The sequence below is a fragment of the Bremerella sp. TYQ1 genome (assembly GCF_020150455.1).
GTDB classification, from domain to species: Bacteria; Planctomycetota; Planctomycetia; order Pirellulales; family Pirellulaceae; genus Bremerella; species Bremerella volcania_A.
This window is the reverse complement of sequence record NZ_CP083740.1, coordinates 6,576,406-6,592,177: the sequence shown is the minus strand read 5'-3', so window position 1 is coordinate 6,592,177 and position 15,772 is coordinate 6,576,406. Positions and strand designations below refer to the sequence as shown.

Genomic DNA, 15,772 nt, shown 5'->3' with positions numbered 1-15,772 from the left:
ATGGAAGCCGGAATTGTCGGGTTGCCGAATGTCGGTAAATCGACCCTGTTCAACGCGTTAACCGCCGCAGGCATCGCCAGCGAGAACTACCCCTTCTGCACGATCGAGCCGAACGTCGGGATCGTTTCGGTGCCAGATCCGCGGCTGGATGTTATTCAAAACTACATCAAGACCCAAAAAGTCATCCCAGCCATCCTGCGCCTGGTCGACATCGCGGGCATTGTCCGCGGTGCTTCGGAAGGGGAAGGCCTGGGCAACAAGTTCCTCTCGCACATTCGCGAAGTGGATGCCATTATCCACGTTGTGCGCTGCTTTCAGGAACCGAACGTCGTTCACGTTGACGGCAGCGTCGATCCGATTCGCGACATCGAAACGATCGATACCGAATTGATGCTGGCCGACTTGCAGACCGTCGAATCGGCTCGCGACAAAGCCTCGCGTACCGCACGCTCCGGCGATAAAGAGGCGAAGGCGAAAGTCGAGATCCTAAACGAATGCCACGCCCTGCTGGCGGACGGTAAGCCGCTGCGTTCCGCCGATTGGCACGACCCCGAGATGTTCAACATCGTGCGGAACTATGGTCTTCTAACGGCGAAAAGCGTGCTTTACCTCGCCAACGTCGACGAGGACAACCTCGACGGCGAGGGAGAAATCGTTCAGCGTGTGCGAGCTCGTGCGGCGGAAGAAGGGGGCGAAGTCGTTCCCGTGTGTGCCAAGATCGAGTCGGAACTGATCGAACTGGACGATGCCGACCGCAAAGAGATGCTCGAAAGTGTCGGCCTTGAAGAACCAGCCCTCGCAGTTGTGGCCCGAGCCGCTTACAAACTGCTGGGCCTGCAAAGTTATTTTACGGCAGGCGAAAAAGAAGTTCGTGCTTGGACAATTCCGGTCGGTGCCACGGCACCTCAGTCGGCCGGAGTGATCCACTCGGACTTCGAGCGTGGATTTATCCGAGCGGAAGTCTACTCGCTGAAAGACTTGGAAGAGTTCAAAAGCGAAAAAGCAATCCGCGAAGCTGGCAAGCTCCGCGTCGAAGGCAAAAGCTACGTCATGAACGACGGAGACATTTGCCACTTCCTGTTTAACGTTTAGTCTTCCGCAAGATGACCATCTGCTGCTCGACGACCAGCAGATGGTCGCCAATGGCCTCTTGCTGAGCAGGAGCCAGCGTCTTGCCCCCGAAGCGGATCTGATAGTACCAATCGATCAGTTCTGCGAGGACCGACGGCATCTCGCCCCCGATATCTCGAGAGCGGCAATCGGCGATCACCGAGTCGATAAACTCGCGGGGCGTGTCAGATTCTTTTCGCTGCCAGCCCGCTTTGGCAAGCAGTTTCTCAACTTTGAAATAGAACCCGGCCCGATGCGTGCGACTGGGGAACCACCGCAGGAACATCCGTTTGACCGCCGGCCAATACCGCCGCGAAAGCGTCCGGACCACCTCAAAGATGACAACAATCACGAGCAAAACCAGCATCGTGAAGATCGAAGCGAACCCGCTAAACCACTCGTCGCTCATGTGAATGCCCATCGCGGCGAGGCTATCGCGGAAATACTTCACCCATTGCTCGCGGCTGACCCAGCCCTCGAACGGCTTGACCAGGTTATCGGTCAGAGGCTTATAGATGTCTTTCTCTTGACGCTCGCTGTTCATGCCGACAACGTAATCACGCCAGGCGAGTTCGACGTAGTCGTACCAATCGAGGAACGTATCGAAGACCGTACCGCTGTCCTTACGATTCGGCGAAGGACGCGATGCAGGCGTCGGATCGAGTCGCATCCACGCTCCGTTTGGGAAGTCTTCTTTGGAAATGCCGACCGGTAAGTTCTTGGGACTCAGATAGCATTCAACCCAGGCATGGGCATGCTTTTGCTTCACAGCATAATAGCCGCCGAACGAATTGAACTCGCCCCCTTTGTAACCCACGACAACGCGAGCGGGGATATCTTGCGATCGCAGCATGATCGCCAACGCACTGGCAAAGAATTCGCAGTGTCCGGTTCGGTGATTGACCACGAAGTCTTCAATTGGATCAAGCCGCGTGTTCTTCATATGCAGCGGCACATGAAGCGAATAAGTATAATTGCCATCCATCACAAAATGGCGTTCCAACCGCTGGGCGATAGCAAACTGCGTTGGCTCTTCATCGCCATTTCCAGGAATCTCTTCGACCAGCTCGTCGGCCGTTTTTGTCAAACCGTCAAACAGCGTGTCGGCGAATTCTTTATCAAGCGGTACCTGAGTGAGTTCCCGCTTTAGGTAATGCTGAAATTCTCGGTTGTCCAACTGGTGCTGACAGGGCGTTAAGTCCCCATCCGCTCCAAACGGGTTCCATGGCACCAGCATCTCGTACTGATCCGGCTGACGAACTTGGGCCTGGGCGTCCGTTTCCATCGACACGATCCCGAGCGTCTGGTTGTCGACGATATCGCGAGCGGTATTTTTCGAGGCGTACGCGGGGTAAATACTAAACAGCAGCACCCCTTCGTTCGTGCGATCGAAATGAATCGATTGATTGGTCGCAATCTGCTGACGAACCAGGTTCTTCGCCGACGGTGGCGGCTTCAGCTTGGAAACTTGATACTCCTTCAAGTTGCCAACAATCCACGTCTTGCTGTTCGGGAAATAGGTACTCAGCGATGTGCCGCGGAAGTACGGTTCGTACTCGGTGTCGATAATCGTGTCGGTGTTCAAGTCGGTCAGTCGAACACGCATCACAAAGCGATCGCTCTGCAAAATGCTTCCCATATCGTTCAAGGAAATCTGATCCTTGAACCCGGTCGTCGCCCCGGCACTGCCTCCTAGCGTCTGCGATAAGTTCCCCTGATCGAAGCGGGGGAAACAGTAAAACAGAATCACCGTCGCACACAGGGTGAAGAAGCTCATCTTCAGCACCTGAACGAACATCTTGCTGCTGGTGAACACCGAAGCCAAGTTGCCTGGAAGTTGTCCGGAAAGTGCGATCGCCGGCGTCGATACCTCGGTAGAATCGTTCGTTTCGGCTGGCTTCTTAGCCAGAAACGAGAACAACGGACGGTTCTCGACGGCATCGTGGGCTGCTTTCAGTTCCGGATCGACACGCAGCGTCTCGCGATAGACGAAGAACAAACAGAGCGTCGTCAGCGCGGTGAACATGTAAGGGATCAGCATCAAGCCAAACGCGACGCCAAAATCGAGCGCCGCGGCGACTACGACTTGCAGCAAACTCAACACGGCCAAATGCCAATAAACGCGTGTCGTCTTCGGCTGGAACAGCAGCACGACCTGCAAATAGATCAGCAGTTTTGCAATGGCGACTAATTTGTTTTCGCCGTCGCCCCAGAAGTCGAAGAACGAAAAGACCACGGCAATCAATGCTGCGAAATTCGCCAGGTTACGATTGAGCGTGATCCAACCCTTGATGTCGGTCAGGTACACCGACATGAACGCAGCGATGGTCGCCAGAACCGGCAGAGCCGAATTCGAGCCTTGTCCAAAGGCGAGAAAAAGCGAACCAAGTGCGGCCAGCAGCGCTACACTGATCTGAAGTAGTCGTTCGACTTTCATGAGACGCCTTCCACCGGTTTGGCTTTTTCTCGTTCAGGCAAGTGAAAGAACATTTCGACGTCGCCCCGTCCCGCCGCAACCGTTTTGACACGGCCCAATTCACTTCGCAGCTTCGAGTCATTCCACACGGCCGCGAAAACTTCGGTATCGGACAGATCGGTATTTCTCGTCGTCAGCAGTACAACACGCGAACCAGGACGCGACGTTCGCAGCGCGTTAGCCATCGCCTCGCCGATATCAAGATCGTTGGTCGGTACAAGCACCGCCAAGTCGTGCATTGCCTGAGCAACGTAGGCCTGAGAAACGTTTCCGACAATCGTTTCCGACTCTTCGCCGCAACATACCAGTTGCAACTGGCAGCCACCGACGAGGGCCAATTCCCGAACCGCCGTAGCGGCCATGCTGATGACTGTTTCGGCTCGCTGCTTATCTTCGGCGGTCGCCAAATCAGGCAACCAGGCATCGATCACTAAGACAAAGTCTTGCTGGTTCTGTTTCTCGAATTGTCGAACGACCAGCTCCCCTTGCTTGGCACTGCTGCGCCAGTGAATCCACTGTTTCGGGTCGCCATTTCGGAACTCGCGAAGACCGTAGAAGTCTCCCTCGAGCAAACCATGCTGCCGACGCGACGAAGCGAAGCCAGACTTTTCCTGTTGAATGATACGCCGCCAGGCCGGAGTCATATGTCCCAGCCGCGGCATCACCACAATCGACGTGACCGCCGTATCGGTTCGCGTACTTCGCATCAAGCCCAGCGGGAAAGCAGTCGTCGCGGAAAGCGGGCCGACGTTGTACTTGCCGCGCTTACGAATCACCGCTTTATAGGAAATGACCGCTTCGTCGCGGCTACCGATCTTCGCAAAAAAGACATCGACATGCTGCGGCGGCTCTGGCTCGAATCCAGCGATTTGCTCCAATTTATCTTCGATCACCACGGCATACGTCGATCGCCGCGAAGGATTGGTCGCCGTCAGTTCCACAAAGAATGTCTCGTCGCACGAAAGCAGCGACGGAACGCGGCGGGTAAATCGTAAGTTCCGCAAACTGCTGGTCACAACCCATAAGTTGAACAGCAACGGCCCCAGCAACATGCAAGCCAGGATCATCAGCAGAGGAATCGTACTACGGACGATAGCCCCCGCCAGAATGAAGATAAAGACGAGGAAATAGTAAGTCCCTTCCTGCGTGATCGAGACACCACGCAAGCGGAACCACGAGAACATTCTCGATCCGGCTTCGGACATAAGCCTGTCGCTTGCCTCTTTCGGAGTCGTGCGTTCCCCGGTGGGAACCAAACGTTGGTAAGCTTCCCTTAGACGGGAATCGAAATCTCATCCACGATACGAGCCAGCATCGACTCGACCGCTTCGCGTTGACCGGCGTGCAAAAATCCCTTGGGAATCACGCGGTGCGCCAGGACCGAAACGGCCAGGTTTTTCACGTCGTCAGGCACCACATAGTCACGGCCATCCAACAACGCATGGCTTTGTGCGGCGCGGAATAGACTGAGCCCTGCTCGCGTACTCGCTCCGACTTGCAAGTCATCGCTGGTTCGCGTTCCGTCGATAATATCGAGCAGATACTCGCTGATCGATTCGCTGACTTCAATTTTACGAACCGACTCTTGCAGCTGGACAATTTGTTCGCACGTCACTACCGGCGAGAGTTCCTCGACAGGTTCACCGATTCGGTGCGATTCGAGAATCGTTCGTTCGGCGGCCCGATCGGGATAGCCCATCGAAATCCGCATTAAAAATCGGTCGAGTTGGCTTTCCGGCAGTGGATAGGTCCCCTCGAACTCAAACGGGTTCTGCGTCGCGATCACCATAAATGGCCGCGGCAAATTGTGCGTCTCGCCGTCGATCGAAACCTGTCGATCGCTCATCGCTTCCAGCAACGCACTTTGTGTTCGAGGAGAAGATCGGTTGATTTCGTCCCCGATCACGATATTCGAGAAAATCGCCCCAGGGTGGAAGACAAACTCGTTGGTCTTCGAGTTGAAGATATTCGAGCCGACAATATCACTCGGCAAAAGGTCTGGCGTGAACTGAAGGCGGCAGAAGTTACCAGAGACACTTCGAGCGAGGGCTTTGCCCATCAGCGTTTTACCGACCCCAGGAACGTCTTCCAGCAGGATGTGTTCTCCCGCTAATAACGCCACCAGGCATTTCCGAACCACGTCGGGCTTTCCGACCACGACTTGATTGATATTCGATTCCAACTCGGATACGAGGCTTAGGAGCTCGGCTGGCATTCAATATCCCTTGCACGTGCTGATCTTCACTAAATATTCTTCGTCGGTGTCGACTCGCGGTAGGCATTACCAAACGTCAGGCGACTGTCCCAAAGGTACCGCACCTCACGATTCGTTTCAGCCGGGTCATTATAGCGAATCGATGAGGAAAAGTAGCGTTCTGGAAAACGTTTCGTGGGCGAACATGCCGAAAAGGATCTCAACACACACCTTACAATCGGCCGCAACATCCCATCGTTTCAGATGTTAACGTCACGCCGATTGTCAGGAATTCTCCGACCGGGTCACATCGGCCGTGGTGGCGTTCAGGAAACAGTGTTGTGAATTAGCATCATTTCGCCTGTTTTTACCTGACGCAATGGTGATTCCCGTAACTTGTTTCCGCATTGCCACTTAGAGCATTTTCACGCCTACCTCAAAAGCTTCCCCCCAAGTGTGGCATCCACTTTGCATTAACTACCTCTGCGTCGAATCGTTTGTTTCGCCTGGGGGACGAAGTGATGTCAGAAGTGATCGAAATCAACGAAATCGAAGACCTACGCGGTTACGAGGTCTTCTGGAATCGGCTCTTTCGCCGGACTCCCAATGCGACGTTCTTTCAAACCCTGCCGTGGTTGGAAACATACTGGAAGTTTTTCGGACACGGCAAGAAATTGCGGGTTTTACTCCTCCAAGTTGGCTGCGAGATCAAAGGGATCTTGCCGCTGGTCGAGCAAAACGAACGGACCAAAGCCGGAACATTGCGGACTCTGAACTTCCCGCTGGATGGCTGGGGCCCGTTTTATAGTCCGATCGGCAGCGAACCGACCGCTACCTGGTACGCGGCGATGCAATATCTGCAAGCGATTCCACGTACATGGGACATGATCGACATTCGATTTGTCGATCCAAGCGTCGATCGAGGACGAGCGTTCCATTCGATGCGTTGCCAAGGGATGACCCCAATCGCCATTCCGTGGAACACCTCTTACGGCATCGCATTGCCGGACGACTTCGACGATTACCTGGCCACGCGCAGCTCGAAATTCCGTGCAACCGTTCGTCGTACGCTTCGCAAGGGTGAACAGCATGGTGTGACGTTTCACCGCTATCGCCCTGCCCCTTCGGTTCATGCGATTGAACCTTCGGCGATCGATCTTTATGACGAGTGCGTCCTGCTTGCCAAACGAACGTGGCAGGCCTGTTCGACGACCGGCACCACGATCAGCCATCCGGAAGCGGCCGATTACTTTCGAGCTTGCTTTGTCAAAGCCGCCGAGATGGGCATGATCGATTTGGTCTCGCTACGGCAAAAGGACCGCATGATCGCGTTTGGCTACAACTTCCATCACCAGGGAAACATCCTTGGCACTCGCATCGGGTACGAACGAGACAGCAAACAGATCAGCCCTGGCACTATGATGATGGGGCATCAAATCCGAGATTCGATCGAACGAGGGGACAAGCTGATTGACCTTGGCCCGGAGCATTACGATATCAAGTCGCGATGGACCAACCGAGAAATGCCATCGCAACGAATTTGCCACTACGCTCCACTTTCCCTTGCCGCCAACGTGCTACGCATGGGGCATTGGTGGAAGTATGGTCGACCGGCCGCGTAGCCGCGTTGCCACTACGGGTCTTCTTCGCGGGGACGGATGCCGGTATCGATCAGCATCATGTCTGCCCAGAAGTAAGGGTGATCGAGCGTCTGCGGAATGTCGGCTCCGCTTCCTTTCAGCCGTGGCTCTTTCTTGCCTTCCAAAGGCATTTCGCGAACTCCCGCCATCGCTTCTTGCCAGGCCGTGCTTGCTGGCATCTCGGCCAATCGTGTCCCAATGCCTTCGACAATGGCCATGCTGGCAGAACCGCCGGAATGCCAACGACTCAGCACCACCGTTTCCGATCCAGTCGCCATCAAGCCGAGCGACGTTAGGAAGATATCGTTTCCGGTAGTGTTCCCTTTTAAGGCATCCTCTGCACCGGAATGGAACCCCGGCAGGTAGATCACCTCGGGACCACCCAGCGGCGACTTCAGCCAGGCTGCCAATTCGCTGCCAGACTTGCTGCGGTCGGCTTGGGCCGGAGACCAACTCCAGATGTCGCCTCGGTTGGCGTCTTCACTGTCATCGATCACCACCATCTGATCCCAAACTTTCGCCAAGATACTCGACGGCGCGACAGGTGGACGATCGATTCGATCCGTTCCGACAAAGACATCTTTCAACTGATCAAACTGCTGTTCGGTGATGTCCGAGTCGTCCGAGTTGAACAAACGCCCCACCACAATCGCGGTGTTCTGCGGACGCGGCCGGGCATCTTTCTGAGGAACTGCCAGGCTGGCCGTCGGAGCGTATCGAATCGGAATCACTTCCGAAAGCGGCACGGTGTGACCTGCCCCCAGTCCGTCATCGGTGTGCAGTGCTTCGAAGGGAACGTACCACAGCACATCGTCCGGGACGACTACCAATTCCGAGTACGTATTCCAGAATCCAGGCTTCAACGACGGTATGAACTTCTGCAACAGTTCGCTGGAAGTCGTCTTCCATTCGGTCTCGGCAAGTCCCTTCGCTTGAACGGGAGCATCTCGTTTGACCAGGCCAATCTGTTTTAGCAAGTCGCCAACTTGCCCTTTGATTTCACGCGGATTCTCCAGCGTCCAGTGGACGTAATTCTTTTTCGTAAACAGAAACGCATGGACGGTTTGCGTGGTGTTGAAGAACGTCAGCACCAACTGCGTTTCATCCAACTTCTCTCGAATCTCGGCCGTCGAACGAAGGGGCGGAAAGAGGAACTCACTCGGCGTCCGACGCAGAGCAATCGCTCCCAACAACACTTCGTAACCGTCGGAAACCTTTTTCAGTTCTTCGGCAATGTTTCGCTGCTTCGCGTACGACTCTTTGTCATCCGGCTGCAAACTGATTTGCACCAGTTCCCGCTGCAAACGCTTTGCTTCATCCTGAAATACTTTGATCTCAGGGTGCTTTGCCATCAGGTCTTGCCGCTGCAATTTCCCTTTCGTGTCGAGCGCCGCAGCAGGCGACTCCAACACCCAGCGCAGCGCCAACATGCGGCCACCAAGCGGTAACGTCGCGAAGAAACGCATCCGGCGGATTCGATCGGCCAGTTCCAACGCCAACTCTGGTTGCTTACGCATCATGGCCGTGTTGAACCAGTTTTCCATTGCTTTGCCATTGGGCGTCAGCAACACCGTCAATGTCTCGAAGGGATCAGAAATCCAGTCGGCATCGGTTGGCTCACGAAGCAGGTCGTCGTACAGCAACTGGGCCGAACGTTCCGTGATCGAGTTCGAGACGAACAGCTGATTGGTCATCTCGGTCTGATAAATTCGTGTCGAGACTTTGCGGTTCGCGGCCACGGCCGAGGCGAAGTTGGATGTCCCTTGAGCCGCATTGCCTCCTTGGAATGCCAACAGCGCGGAGAGGTATCCGTAACGAATCCCGACACGTCCTTGACGCATCGATCGACGATTCATCGCTCGGCGGGCATCTTCCAAAGCTGAACTCGCCGCTTGCAGATTCCCCAAGTACGAGTTCGCTTCTGCCAACGCCAGGCTCAGCTTCGCTCGTAACGCATCCAACTTCCGCAGTTCTCCCCAGTTGGCCATTGCCAATAAGCCCTGCGGCATCTGGCCAGCTTTCGTGATCATGCTGCAGTGCGACAAACCATCCAGCGCGTCTTCCACTTGCTGATACTGTTGAAACGCGACTGCCGTATAGCTGGCTTCCAGGAAATAGTTTTGAGCCGCTTGATAGTCTTGCTGTTCGAGGGCGATTCTTCCAAGCTGAAGCAGCGCGAGCGACGTCAGATCATGATCGTACGTGCCAGCCGTGGTTAGGCTTCGCTGCAAGACTTGCACCGCTTCCTCGGTTTTGCCGGCCGCGGCAAGGGCCAAGCCATGCTGCACATCCACCCAGGCGCCTGTCCAATGATTTGGTGGAGCCGGACGACGCTGTAAGATTCCGACCAACTGCCCCGTCAGGCCATCGTATTTGCTGATGGGGCCCAAGATCTCTTGCCGTCGATAAATGGCCAGGCCGACGCAACGGGCGATTTCCTTCGCACGTAGCGGCATAATTCGACTGGACGAGAGGACTCCCCCTCCGCGCACCACGTCTTGGTTCTGAGCGTCTGTGTTTCCCTGGAAAGTTGGCAGCGAATCAGGGAATGCCCCGATGGCCGTGTTGCGGCTCGAAGTGCCCCACGTGATGTTCCCGCGAGGGTCGTTGCTGACTGGACCAATCGGCTGCAAACCATCAGGGCTGATGCGCATCATCCAGTTGGAATTCTGTACGTAAAGCAGTAACGCTGTGTTGTAATTTTCCAATGCCAGCGCGTTGTTTCCCATCTGAAAATGGCACTCCCCCAGCATGGTGGAGTAGCAAATCGAATCGACCCAGCGTCCTTCGGTCGAACGAACCCCGCTGCGAGCGGCCGAATTGAACACCTCGCCGGCGCTTTCGTAATCTCCCTGATAGAAAGGGATGAACCCCGCAAAATAGGCATCGGAGGGCACCACGGTGCTGCGGCGCATGTTTTGTGCCCCTGCGATGTTGGGGAGCAGCATGCCAGCAATGATGGTGAAAAGGACGAGTAAGAGAGGTCGGTTGCTAGCCAACAACATCGGCAAGCTCCTTCGGGATGGCAAATGCGGTGGTGTTCACGCCATTCTACCCCCCAAGTGAAAAGGTTTCATCGAAAAAGACAAAACGTTAGCTACCTAAGCGGCCCAATTTGCGGTGCCTGAAAGGTTTAAGCCGACTCAGCGGTGCTATCGTTTCAAGTGACAATTTGTATCGAATATGACGATTTGGCTGCATGTGGCGGTTTTTCCCGTTTTTGATGCAAAGTTTCGTCCTTCACAAGTCGATACCGGATGTAACGACTTTACGCATTCCATGCGTTGTTCACTTACGCGACCCTTACAGCCCGCGGCGAACATGGATGTGGTTCAGGACGAACCGCTCGCCGACTTGGTGGAGACTTCCAAGGATGGAAACGAAACGCACCTGGATTCAAACCACGTTGTACTCCGGCCTCGGATGTCTTGCTCTGTTGGCTGGAACCGGATGCCAAGTGGATGTCGGCGGACAAACGCTGCCGAGCCCTTACTACATGAGCGACGACGTTCAGTACTATTCCGAAGGTCCGGAATTCAAGCTGCAACGTGAATCGGACGCCATGGAAGCTTACAAAGCCGAAGAAGAAGCCCGCCAAGGCAACTCCGGCTACTAATTCGCTTCCCGCGATCACCGTACAACACGGAGCACCGCGTTGCATTCACCCGGCAGCGCGGTGTTTTGCTGCGCGCTAGTCGCGAGTTAATCGGCTGCCGTTGGTAGCTGCGAGCGGTACTTCCGCAGCGGACATGCCACTTCGTAAACGCTCGCCAGCGACTCTTCCTTATAACTCTTTCCACTGCAAATAGTCGCGGGCACGTTCCATCAGGCAGTACGCGCAGACGACGTTGTCCCAGCTGTGTTCTTTGCCGAGGATGTTCGAGGCGTTCACTTGCTCGACTTTGTCACGTTGTTGGCTGCTCAAACTGAAACCAATGTATCCGGCCGCTTCGTCTCCCTTGCGTTGGGTCGCCATGCGGTAAAACTTCAGGATCTTATCGGCCCCGTTGAAGGCGTTGTACATGGCATCGACGACGTCCAACGCCATGCCGTTTCGCCCAGTCGGATAGATCGCCGAGTAGGTCACTCCGGCCGAAAACAACGCGACACGGTAACCATGGACGTTGGTTTCATGCTCGGGAAGGGCTCGTCCTCGCAGCGATCCGCCGGCCATCAGGTGGCATGCTCCCGTGACCACACGCGAGCCGAGACTGAATGCCGAAAGCGACACTTGTTCTTCCGCTGGTAACGTCATCAAGTAGGAAGCGAGATAGTAGGCATCGTCATCGGCACGGACCGCATGCTCGCGAACGGTACGCAGCGGCTTGGGTTCTTCCTGGGTTGGCCAGGACCACATGATGTGACGAATCTTTTGATCCATCGACAGACCGCGTGTGACTTCGTGGTACATCTCCCAGCCGCGGCGTTCGGCCCAGTACGAATCCATCCAGTTGCCGTGTACGTAGATACTTGTCAGGCCGCCGGGCGATTGGGTTTCGATAAAAGCTTCCCACGGCACCGAGACCCATCCTTCGCCGACGAGGTATTGCGAGACCTGAATCTTTTCGACAGGAAGCTCCCACCCGCATCCGCCTGGCAGGCAGCGCGTGGAAAGCAGAAAGACTTCGTCTCCCGGTCGTGGCGTTTTGCAGGTATAGCCGCACGGATAACCGTCGATTGACTCGCGATAGCCCGACGTCGCCGCGGACGCTGACGTTCCCATCAATAGCAGGAACAGCGCGGCAAATAAGAACGAGCGAATCGTCAGGGCAGGCAAAACGTAAGCGTTCATCAAAGTTACAGGCTTGGGGGGAGTTTGGCGGTCACGCAATCCATCGCAGTAACTTTACCATCTAAAAAGTGACATGTGATGATTTTTTTCAACACACAATGTTGCGAGAAATTCTCATGTTCAAGTTGCACATCGTTAGTTGTGGGGTAGTGTTTGGCAGCCAAACCTGTGCTTTGTACATTTCCCCAGTCGCAACGTTCCCATGAGGAGACCTCCCATGAAGCGCTTTACGCTAATGCTGACGTGCGTGGCATTGATTGCCGCAACGTCCGGTTGTCGCTGCGGGGGTAATCTGTTCGGCGGGCAATCGAGCAACAGTGGTTGCTGCGGACCTGTTGAATCGATCAGCCCCACCATTACGAACTACGAACCCGCAATTTCGTACGAAGGTTCGTACAACGACGGCTCTTCGGTCATCGTTTCGCCATCGGTTGAAACCTTGCCACCAGGCCGTTAAGCAGCCCCCTTGGCACTACGCCAAACGGCAACGAACTAACTTGCCACCTTGCGATCGAGCATGTCTCGCAGCCGCAAGGTGGCTTTTTTTATGGCTTTAACCCTCTTCGGTCGATCGAGCAGAGCTACGCTGGCTTATCTGCTTTAGTCCGTGTATTCGGCACGACTGATAAAACAGTTGCGGCTCTTAGAACACCCAATTCTTGGGGCGACTGTCTCAATTCCGTTCCCCAGATTCGCCCGTCGCGTGCACGATGACTAAGATAGAGTAGAGAGCGGCCGGTGAAGGAATGCTTGCCCGACGGTGCTCACGGAAGACACGAACCCCTTCGATCTTCCATCTCTTTGATGAGAATCATGCTGCGAACCACCCTCGCTCTACCTGTTTTGCTTGTACTGGCGATCCTCTGCCCTCAAACGGCTTGGGCCCAATTTGAAAACGTTCAGCCCGACGAGGCCGAATCGGCCACCGTTCTAGGGACGGCGAAGACAACCAAGTACCAAGTTGGCGTCAAAATCCAAGCGGTCGGCGGTCCTTGTGCTGGACTTACCGCAACGATTCCTGTCCCCGCCGATTGGCCGGAACAAACGGTTCGTTTGTCGGACGAAGAAATTTCGCCTGAAATCGGCCGCGTTGGGTACCGACTCGTGGAAGGAACCGTCAAAGAGATGATGATCTCGGTTCCGCGGCTCAACCCTGGGCAAACGGCTGTGGCGGTTATTACGGTGGAAGTCGAACGCCGTTCCGCTTCACCGCCGGAAGATACCTCGGGGCTGATCGTCCCGCGACGGCTTCCGCTGGCCATGCGGCGCTATCTTGGCTCGAGCCCCTATATCGAATCCCGCCATGGCGAAATCCGCCGCAAAGCGAGTGAGATCACCAAAGACATTGAATCCGACTGGGATAAAGTCGAAGCCATTTACGATTGGGTTCGCGACAACATCAGCTACACCTCGATGAAGCCTACCAACGCCGTGACCGCATTGCGGGAAGAAAAAGGAGACTTCGAGGACGTCACTGGGCTGTTCATCGCCCTCTGCCGTGCATCGGACATTCCGGCCCGAACGGTTTGGATTCCTAGCTCCAGCTATGCCGAGTTCTACCTGGAAGATGCCGAAGGCGTTGGCCATTGGTACCCTTGCCGCGTTGCCGGCGATCGTGCGTTCGGCGAAATGCCCGATCATCCGATCATCCTGCAGAAAGGGGACAACTTCCGCATCCCCGGCCGCAAAGACCCTGTCCGTTTCGTCAACGAAAAGCTCAGCGGCAAGTCGGTTCGTGGCGGCGGTAAGCCCCAAGTCGAATTCGTCCGCGAGGTGCTCGGTGGTTAGATCCCTGGCGAAACGCCCCTTCCCTGCCCTGCTGCTATTGCTGATCGTTTTCAGCGGAAACGTATCGGCCCAGTTCGGTCCGGCCCCTTCAATCGGCACGCAGGATAACGATCCGAATGTCTTCGAGACCGGTTTCACGTTGCAAGTTGCCGGCCCGGCGCTCGGTGTCTCGGCGACGTTTCCCGTGCCGGCCGCGTGGGAAGATCAAACGGTCGAACTGATCGATCAGCAGCTGCATCCAGCCAGTGCGAACTTACGTTTCGTCGATCTCGACGGCACCAAACAGGCCCGCGTCGATATTCCACGCATGGCGGCCGGCGATTCGGCCAAAGTCCTGCTGCGTTTTCGGGTCGATCGAAAACCAATCGAGGCCCCTGCCCAACCACAAAAGCTGACCGTTCCCGGCACAAAGGATCTCGCTCGCGACGCACGCAAGTTTCTGCTGCCGAGTCCGTTCATCGAAAGCCGCGACAGCAAGATCGCCGCGCTCGCCACATCGCTGGCTCCGCCCAATGCTTCGATCTGGGAAAAAGCGGAAGCCTACTACGATTACGTCCACGAAAACGTCACCTACGAGAACGGCCCGATGAAAGGAGCACTCGCTGCCCTTGACGAAGGTCGCGGTGACTGCGAAGAGATGACGACCCTATTCGTTGCGTTATGTCGCGCCGGCGAGATCCCCGCGCGAACCGTCTGGGTTCCTGGGCACTGTTATCCCGAGTTCCTCACGCAAACCGCCGATGGCGAAAACCGCTGGGTTGCCGTCGAAATGACCAGCAACTTCCCGTTCGGCGTCTCGCCCGAAAAACGCCCGATCCTGCAAAAGGGAGACAACTTCCGCATCCCCGGCAACCGTCGCCCGCAACACTACGTCAAGCAGGAACTCGCCATCCGAGACTACAAAGGAACTGCCCCGCCGGTCATCAGTTGGCTTCCGCCGGAAACCAAAGAACCACCGCGAGCGAATTAGCTTTACTTCGTTCGCGACCGCATGCAGCGAACGCTCATCAATCCCAGGTTGGTACCCGTTTTCAAACCGGTACCAACCAATCCATTACCACAGCGCAAAAAAGATGGCTATCCGATGCGGGACATCGATAGCCATCTTACGACTGTTGTCTTGGGTGCCATGCTCACGTCTGCGTGGGCATGTTTGTCGCTTCGAATCGGTCGTCTATTTCTTCTTCAACGCGCTGAGGATATCGTCTCCCATGGCACGTTCTTTCTTCACGCCGTCGATCACGGCGATCACTTTGCCCTGTTCGTCGATCACGTAGGTATCGAAACCTTCGGTGCTGTACGCGCCGGTCTTTTCCGCTTCCAGATCCAATGCAAACGGCATGGTCGCTTTCGTTCGGTCGCGGATCTTTTTCAGACCTTCGCTCCCGGTCGCTTCTTCGCGCCAGATGACCAGCAGTTCGGCTCCTTCATCTTTGATGGCATCGTAGTGCTTTTGCAGATCGACAATTTGCTTCATGCAGAAGGGGCACCAATTGGCACGGTTGAACGTCACCACCAACTTCTTTCCTTCGAAGTCAGAAAGGTTGATCGTATCGGCCCCTTCTCCTTTCAAAGAAAACGCTGGGGCTTGATCGCCCACTTTCAGTTCCGCCGCCGAAACCGCCGACGCCATCAAACCGACCGCCAACACGCACAGACTGCTAACCCACTTCGCAAACATGATTTTTCTCCTCGAATTTCCAAGTTGAACCACAACGGTGATTATAGAGTTACCTCCACCCCGATGGCGAACCGTGCCCTGGCTAACGCTT

General features: G+C 55.6%; 12 protein-coding genes. 6 read left to right on the top strand and 6 right to left on the bottom strand.

Features of this window, described 5'->3' with window-relative positions:
• Entirely contained in the window at positions 1-1,092 is a 1,092-nt protein-coding gene (ychF, locus tag LA756_RS26875; RefSeq protein WP_224437797.1) for a redox-regulated ATPase YchF, read from the top strand.
• On the opposite strand, the gene LA756_RS26870 is transcribed toward ychF, so the two are convergent.
• From LA756_RS26870 to LA756_RS26860, 3 genes are all read right to left on the bottom strand, one after another.
• Positions 1,082-3,547, bottom strand: a complete 2,466-nt coding sequence (locus LA756_RS26870) for a DUF3488 and transglutaminase-like domain-containing protein (RefSeq protein ID WP_224437796.1) — start codon at positions 3,545-3,547, stop codon at positions 1,082-1,084. The genes ychF and LA756_RS26870 overlap by 11 nt on opposite strands.
• Positions 3,544-4,791: a DUF58 domain-containing protein gene (locus LA756_RS26865; protein WP_224437795.1), complete on the bottom strand. Its 1,248-nt coding sequence runs from the start codon at positions 4,789-4,791 to the stop codon at positions 3,544-3,546. Before LA756_RS26865 ends, LA756_RS26870 begins: the two co-directional genes overlap by 4 nt.
• 68 nt (positions 4,792-4,859) lie before the next feature.
• Positions 4,860-5,801, bottom strand: a complete 942-nt coding sequence (locus LA756_RS26860; protein WP_224437794.1) for a MoxR family ATPase — start codon at positions 5,799-5,801, stop codon at positions 4,860-4,862.
• A gap of 500 nt (positions 5,802-6,301) precedes the next feature.
• Between LA756_RS26860 and LA756_RS26855 the strand changes: the two genes are divergently transcribed.
• On the top strand, positions 6,302-7,402 hold the full coding sequence (locus tag LA756_RS26855) for a GNAT family N-acetyltransferase (RefSeq protein ID WP_224437793.1): 1,101 nt from the start codon (positions 6,302-6,304) through the stop codon (positions 7,400-7,402).
• A gap of 11 nt (positions 7,403-7,413) precedes the next feature.
• Here LA756_RS26855 and LA756_RS26850 read toward each other — a convergent pair whose 3' ends face one another.
• A complete protein-coding gene (locus LA756_RS26850; protein WP_224437792.1) occupies positions 7,414-10,425 on the bottom strand; it encodes a tetratricopeptide repeat protein in 3,012 nt (1,003 codons plus the stop codon).
• A gap of 368 nt (positions 10,426-10,793) precedes the next feature.
• Here LA756_RS26850 and LA756_RS26845 point away from each other — a divergent pair, with 368 nt between their 5' ends.
• On the top strand, positions 10,794-11,036 hold the full coding sequence (locus tag LA756_RS26845; RefSeq protein ID WP_224437791.1) for a hypothetical protein: 243 nt from the start codon (positions 10,794-10,796) through the stop codon (positions 11,034-11,036).
• 168 nt (positions 11,037-11,204) lie between these two features.
• Here LA756_RS26845 and LA756_RS26840 read toward each other — a convergent pair whose 3' ends face one another.
• Positions 11,205-12,212 carry a hypothetical protein gene (locus LA756_RS26840; protein WP_224437790.1) on the bottom strand — a complete coding sequence of 336 codons (1,008 nt, stop codon included), beginning with the start codon at positions 12,210-12,212 and terminating at the stop codon, positions 11,205-11,207.
• Positions 12,213-12,429: 217 nt separating this feature from the next.
• Between LA756_RS26840 and LA756_RS26835 the strand changes: the two genes are divergently transcribed.
• The 3 genes from LA756_RS26835 to LA756_RS26825 all read left to right on the top strand — a co-directional run bounded on the left by LA756_RS26835 (position 12,430) and on the right by LA756_RS26825 (position 14,970).
• Positions 12,430-12,669, top strand: coding sequence for a hypothetical protein (locus tag LA756_RS26835; RefSeq protein ID WP_224437789.1), 240 nt, complete (start codon positions 12,430-12,432; stop codon positions 12,667-12,669).
• Between the two features lie 356 nt (positions 12,670-13,025).
• Positions 13,026-14,000, top strand: coding sequence for a transglutaminase family protein (locus LA756_RS26830; protein WP_224437788.1), 975 nt, complete (start codon positions 13,026-13,028; stop codon positions 13,998-14,000).
• Positions 13,993-14,970 carry a transglutaminase family protein gene (locus LA756_RS26825; RefSeq protein WP_224437787.1) on the top strand — a complete coding sequence of 326 codons (978 nt, stop codon included), beginning with the start codon at positions 13,993-13,995 and terminating at the stop codon, positions 14,968-14,970. Before LA756_RS26830 ends, LA756_RS26825 begins: the two co-directional genes overlap by 8 nt.
• A 204-nt stretch (positions 14,971-15,174) precedes the next feature.
• Here LA756_RS26825 and LA756_RS26820 read toward each other — a convergent pair whose 3' ends face one another.
• Positions 15,175-15,681 carry a peroxiredoxin gene (locus tag LA756_RS26820; protein ID WP_224437786.1) on the bottom strand — a complete coding sequence of 169 codons (507 nt, stop codon included), beginning with the start codon at positions 15,679-15,681 and terminating at the stop codon, positions 15,175-15,177.
• Positions 15,682-15,772 lie beyond the last annotated feature (91 nt).

Bases quoted from the DNA above. Each gene is read 5' to 3' on its own strand.
- ychF (WP_224437797.1), top strand. From the start codon at position 1: ATGGAAGCCGGAATTGTCGGGTTGCCGAATGTCGGTAAATCGACCCTG.
- LA756_RS26870 (WP_224437796.1), bottom strand. From the start codon at position 3,547: ATGAAAGTCGAACGACTACTTCAGATCAGTGTAGCGCTGCTGGCCGCA.
- LA756_RS26865 (WP_224437795.1), bottom strand. From the start codon at position 4,791: ATGTCCGAAGCCGGATCGAGAATGTTCTCGTGGTTCCGCTTGCGTGGT.
- LA756_RS26860 (WP_224437794.1), bottom strand. From the start codon at position 5,801: ATGCCAGCCGAGCTCCTAAGCCTCGTATCCGAGTTGGAATCGAATATC.
- LA756_RS26855 (WP_224437793.1), top strand. From the start codon at position 6,302: ATGTCAGAAGTGATCGAAATCAACGAAATCGAAGACCTACGCGGTTAC.
- LA756_RS26850 (WP_224437792.1), bottom strand. From the start codon at position 10,425: ATGTTGTTGGCTAGCAACCGACCTCTCTTACTCGTCCTTTTCACCATC.
- LA756_RS26845 (WP_224437791.1), top strand. From the start codon at position 10,794: ATGGAAACGAAACGCACCTGGATTCAAACCACGTTGTACTCCGGCCTC.
- LA756_RS26840 (WP_224437790.1), bottom strand. From the start codon at position 12,212: ATGAACGCTTACGTTTTGCCTGCCCTGACGATTCGCTCGTTCTTATTT.
- LA756_RS26835 (WP_224437789.1), top strand. From the start codon at position 12,430: ATGAAGCGCTTTACGCTAATGCTGACGTGCGTGGCATTGATTGCCGCA.
- LA756_RS26830 (WP_224437788.1), top strand. From the start codon at position 13,026: ATGCTGCGAACCACCCTCGCTCTACCTGTTTTGCTTGTACTGGCGATC.
- LA756_RS26820 (WP_224437786.1), bottom strand. From the start codon at position 15,681: ATGTTTGCGAAGTGGGTTAGCAGTCTGTGCGTGTTGGCGGTCGGTTTG.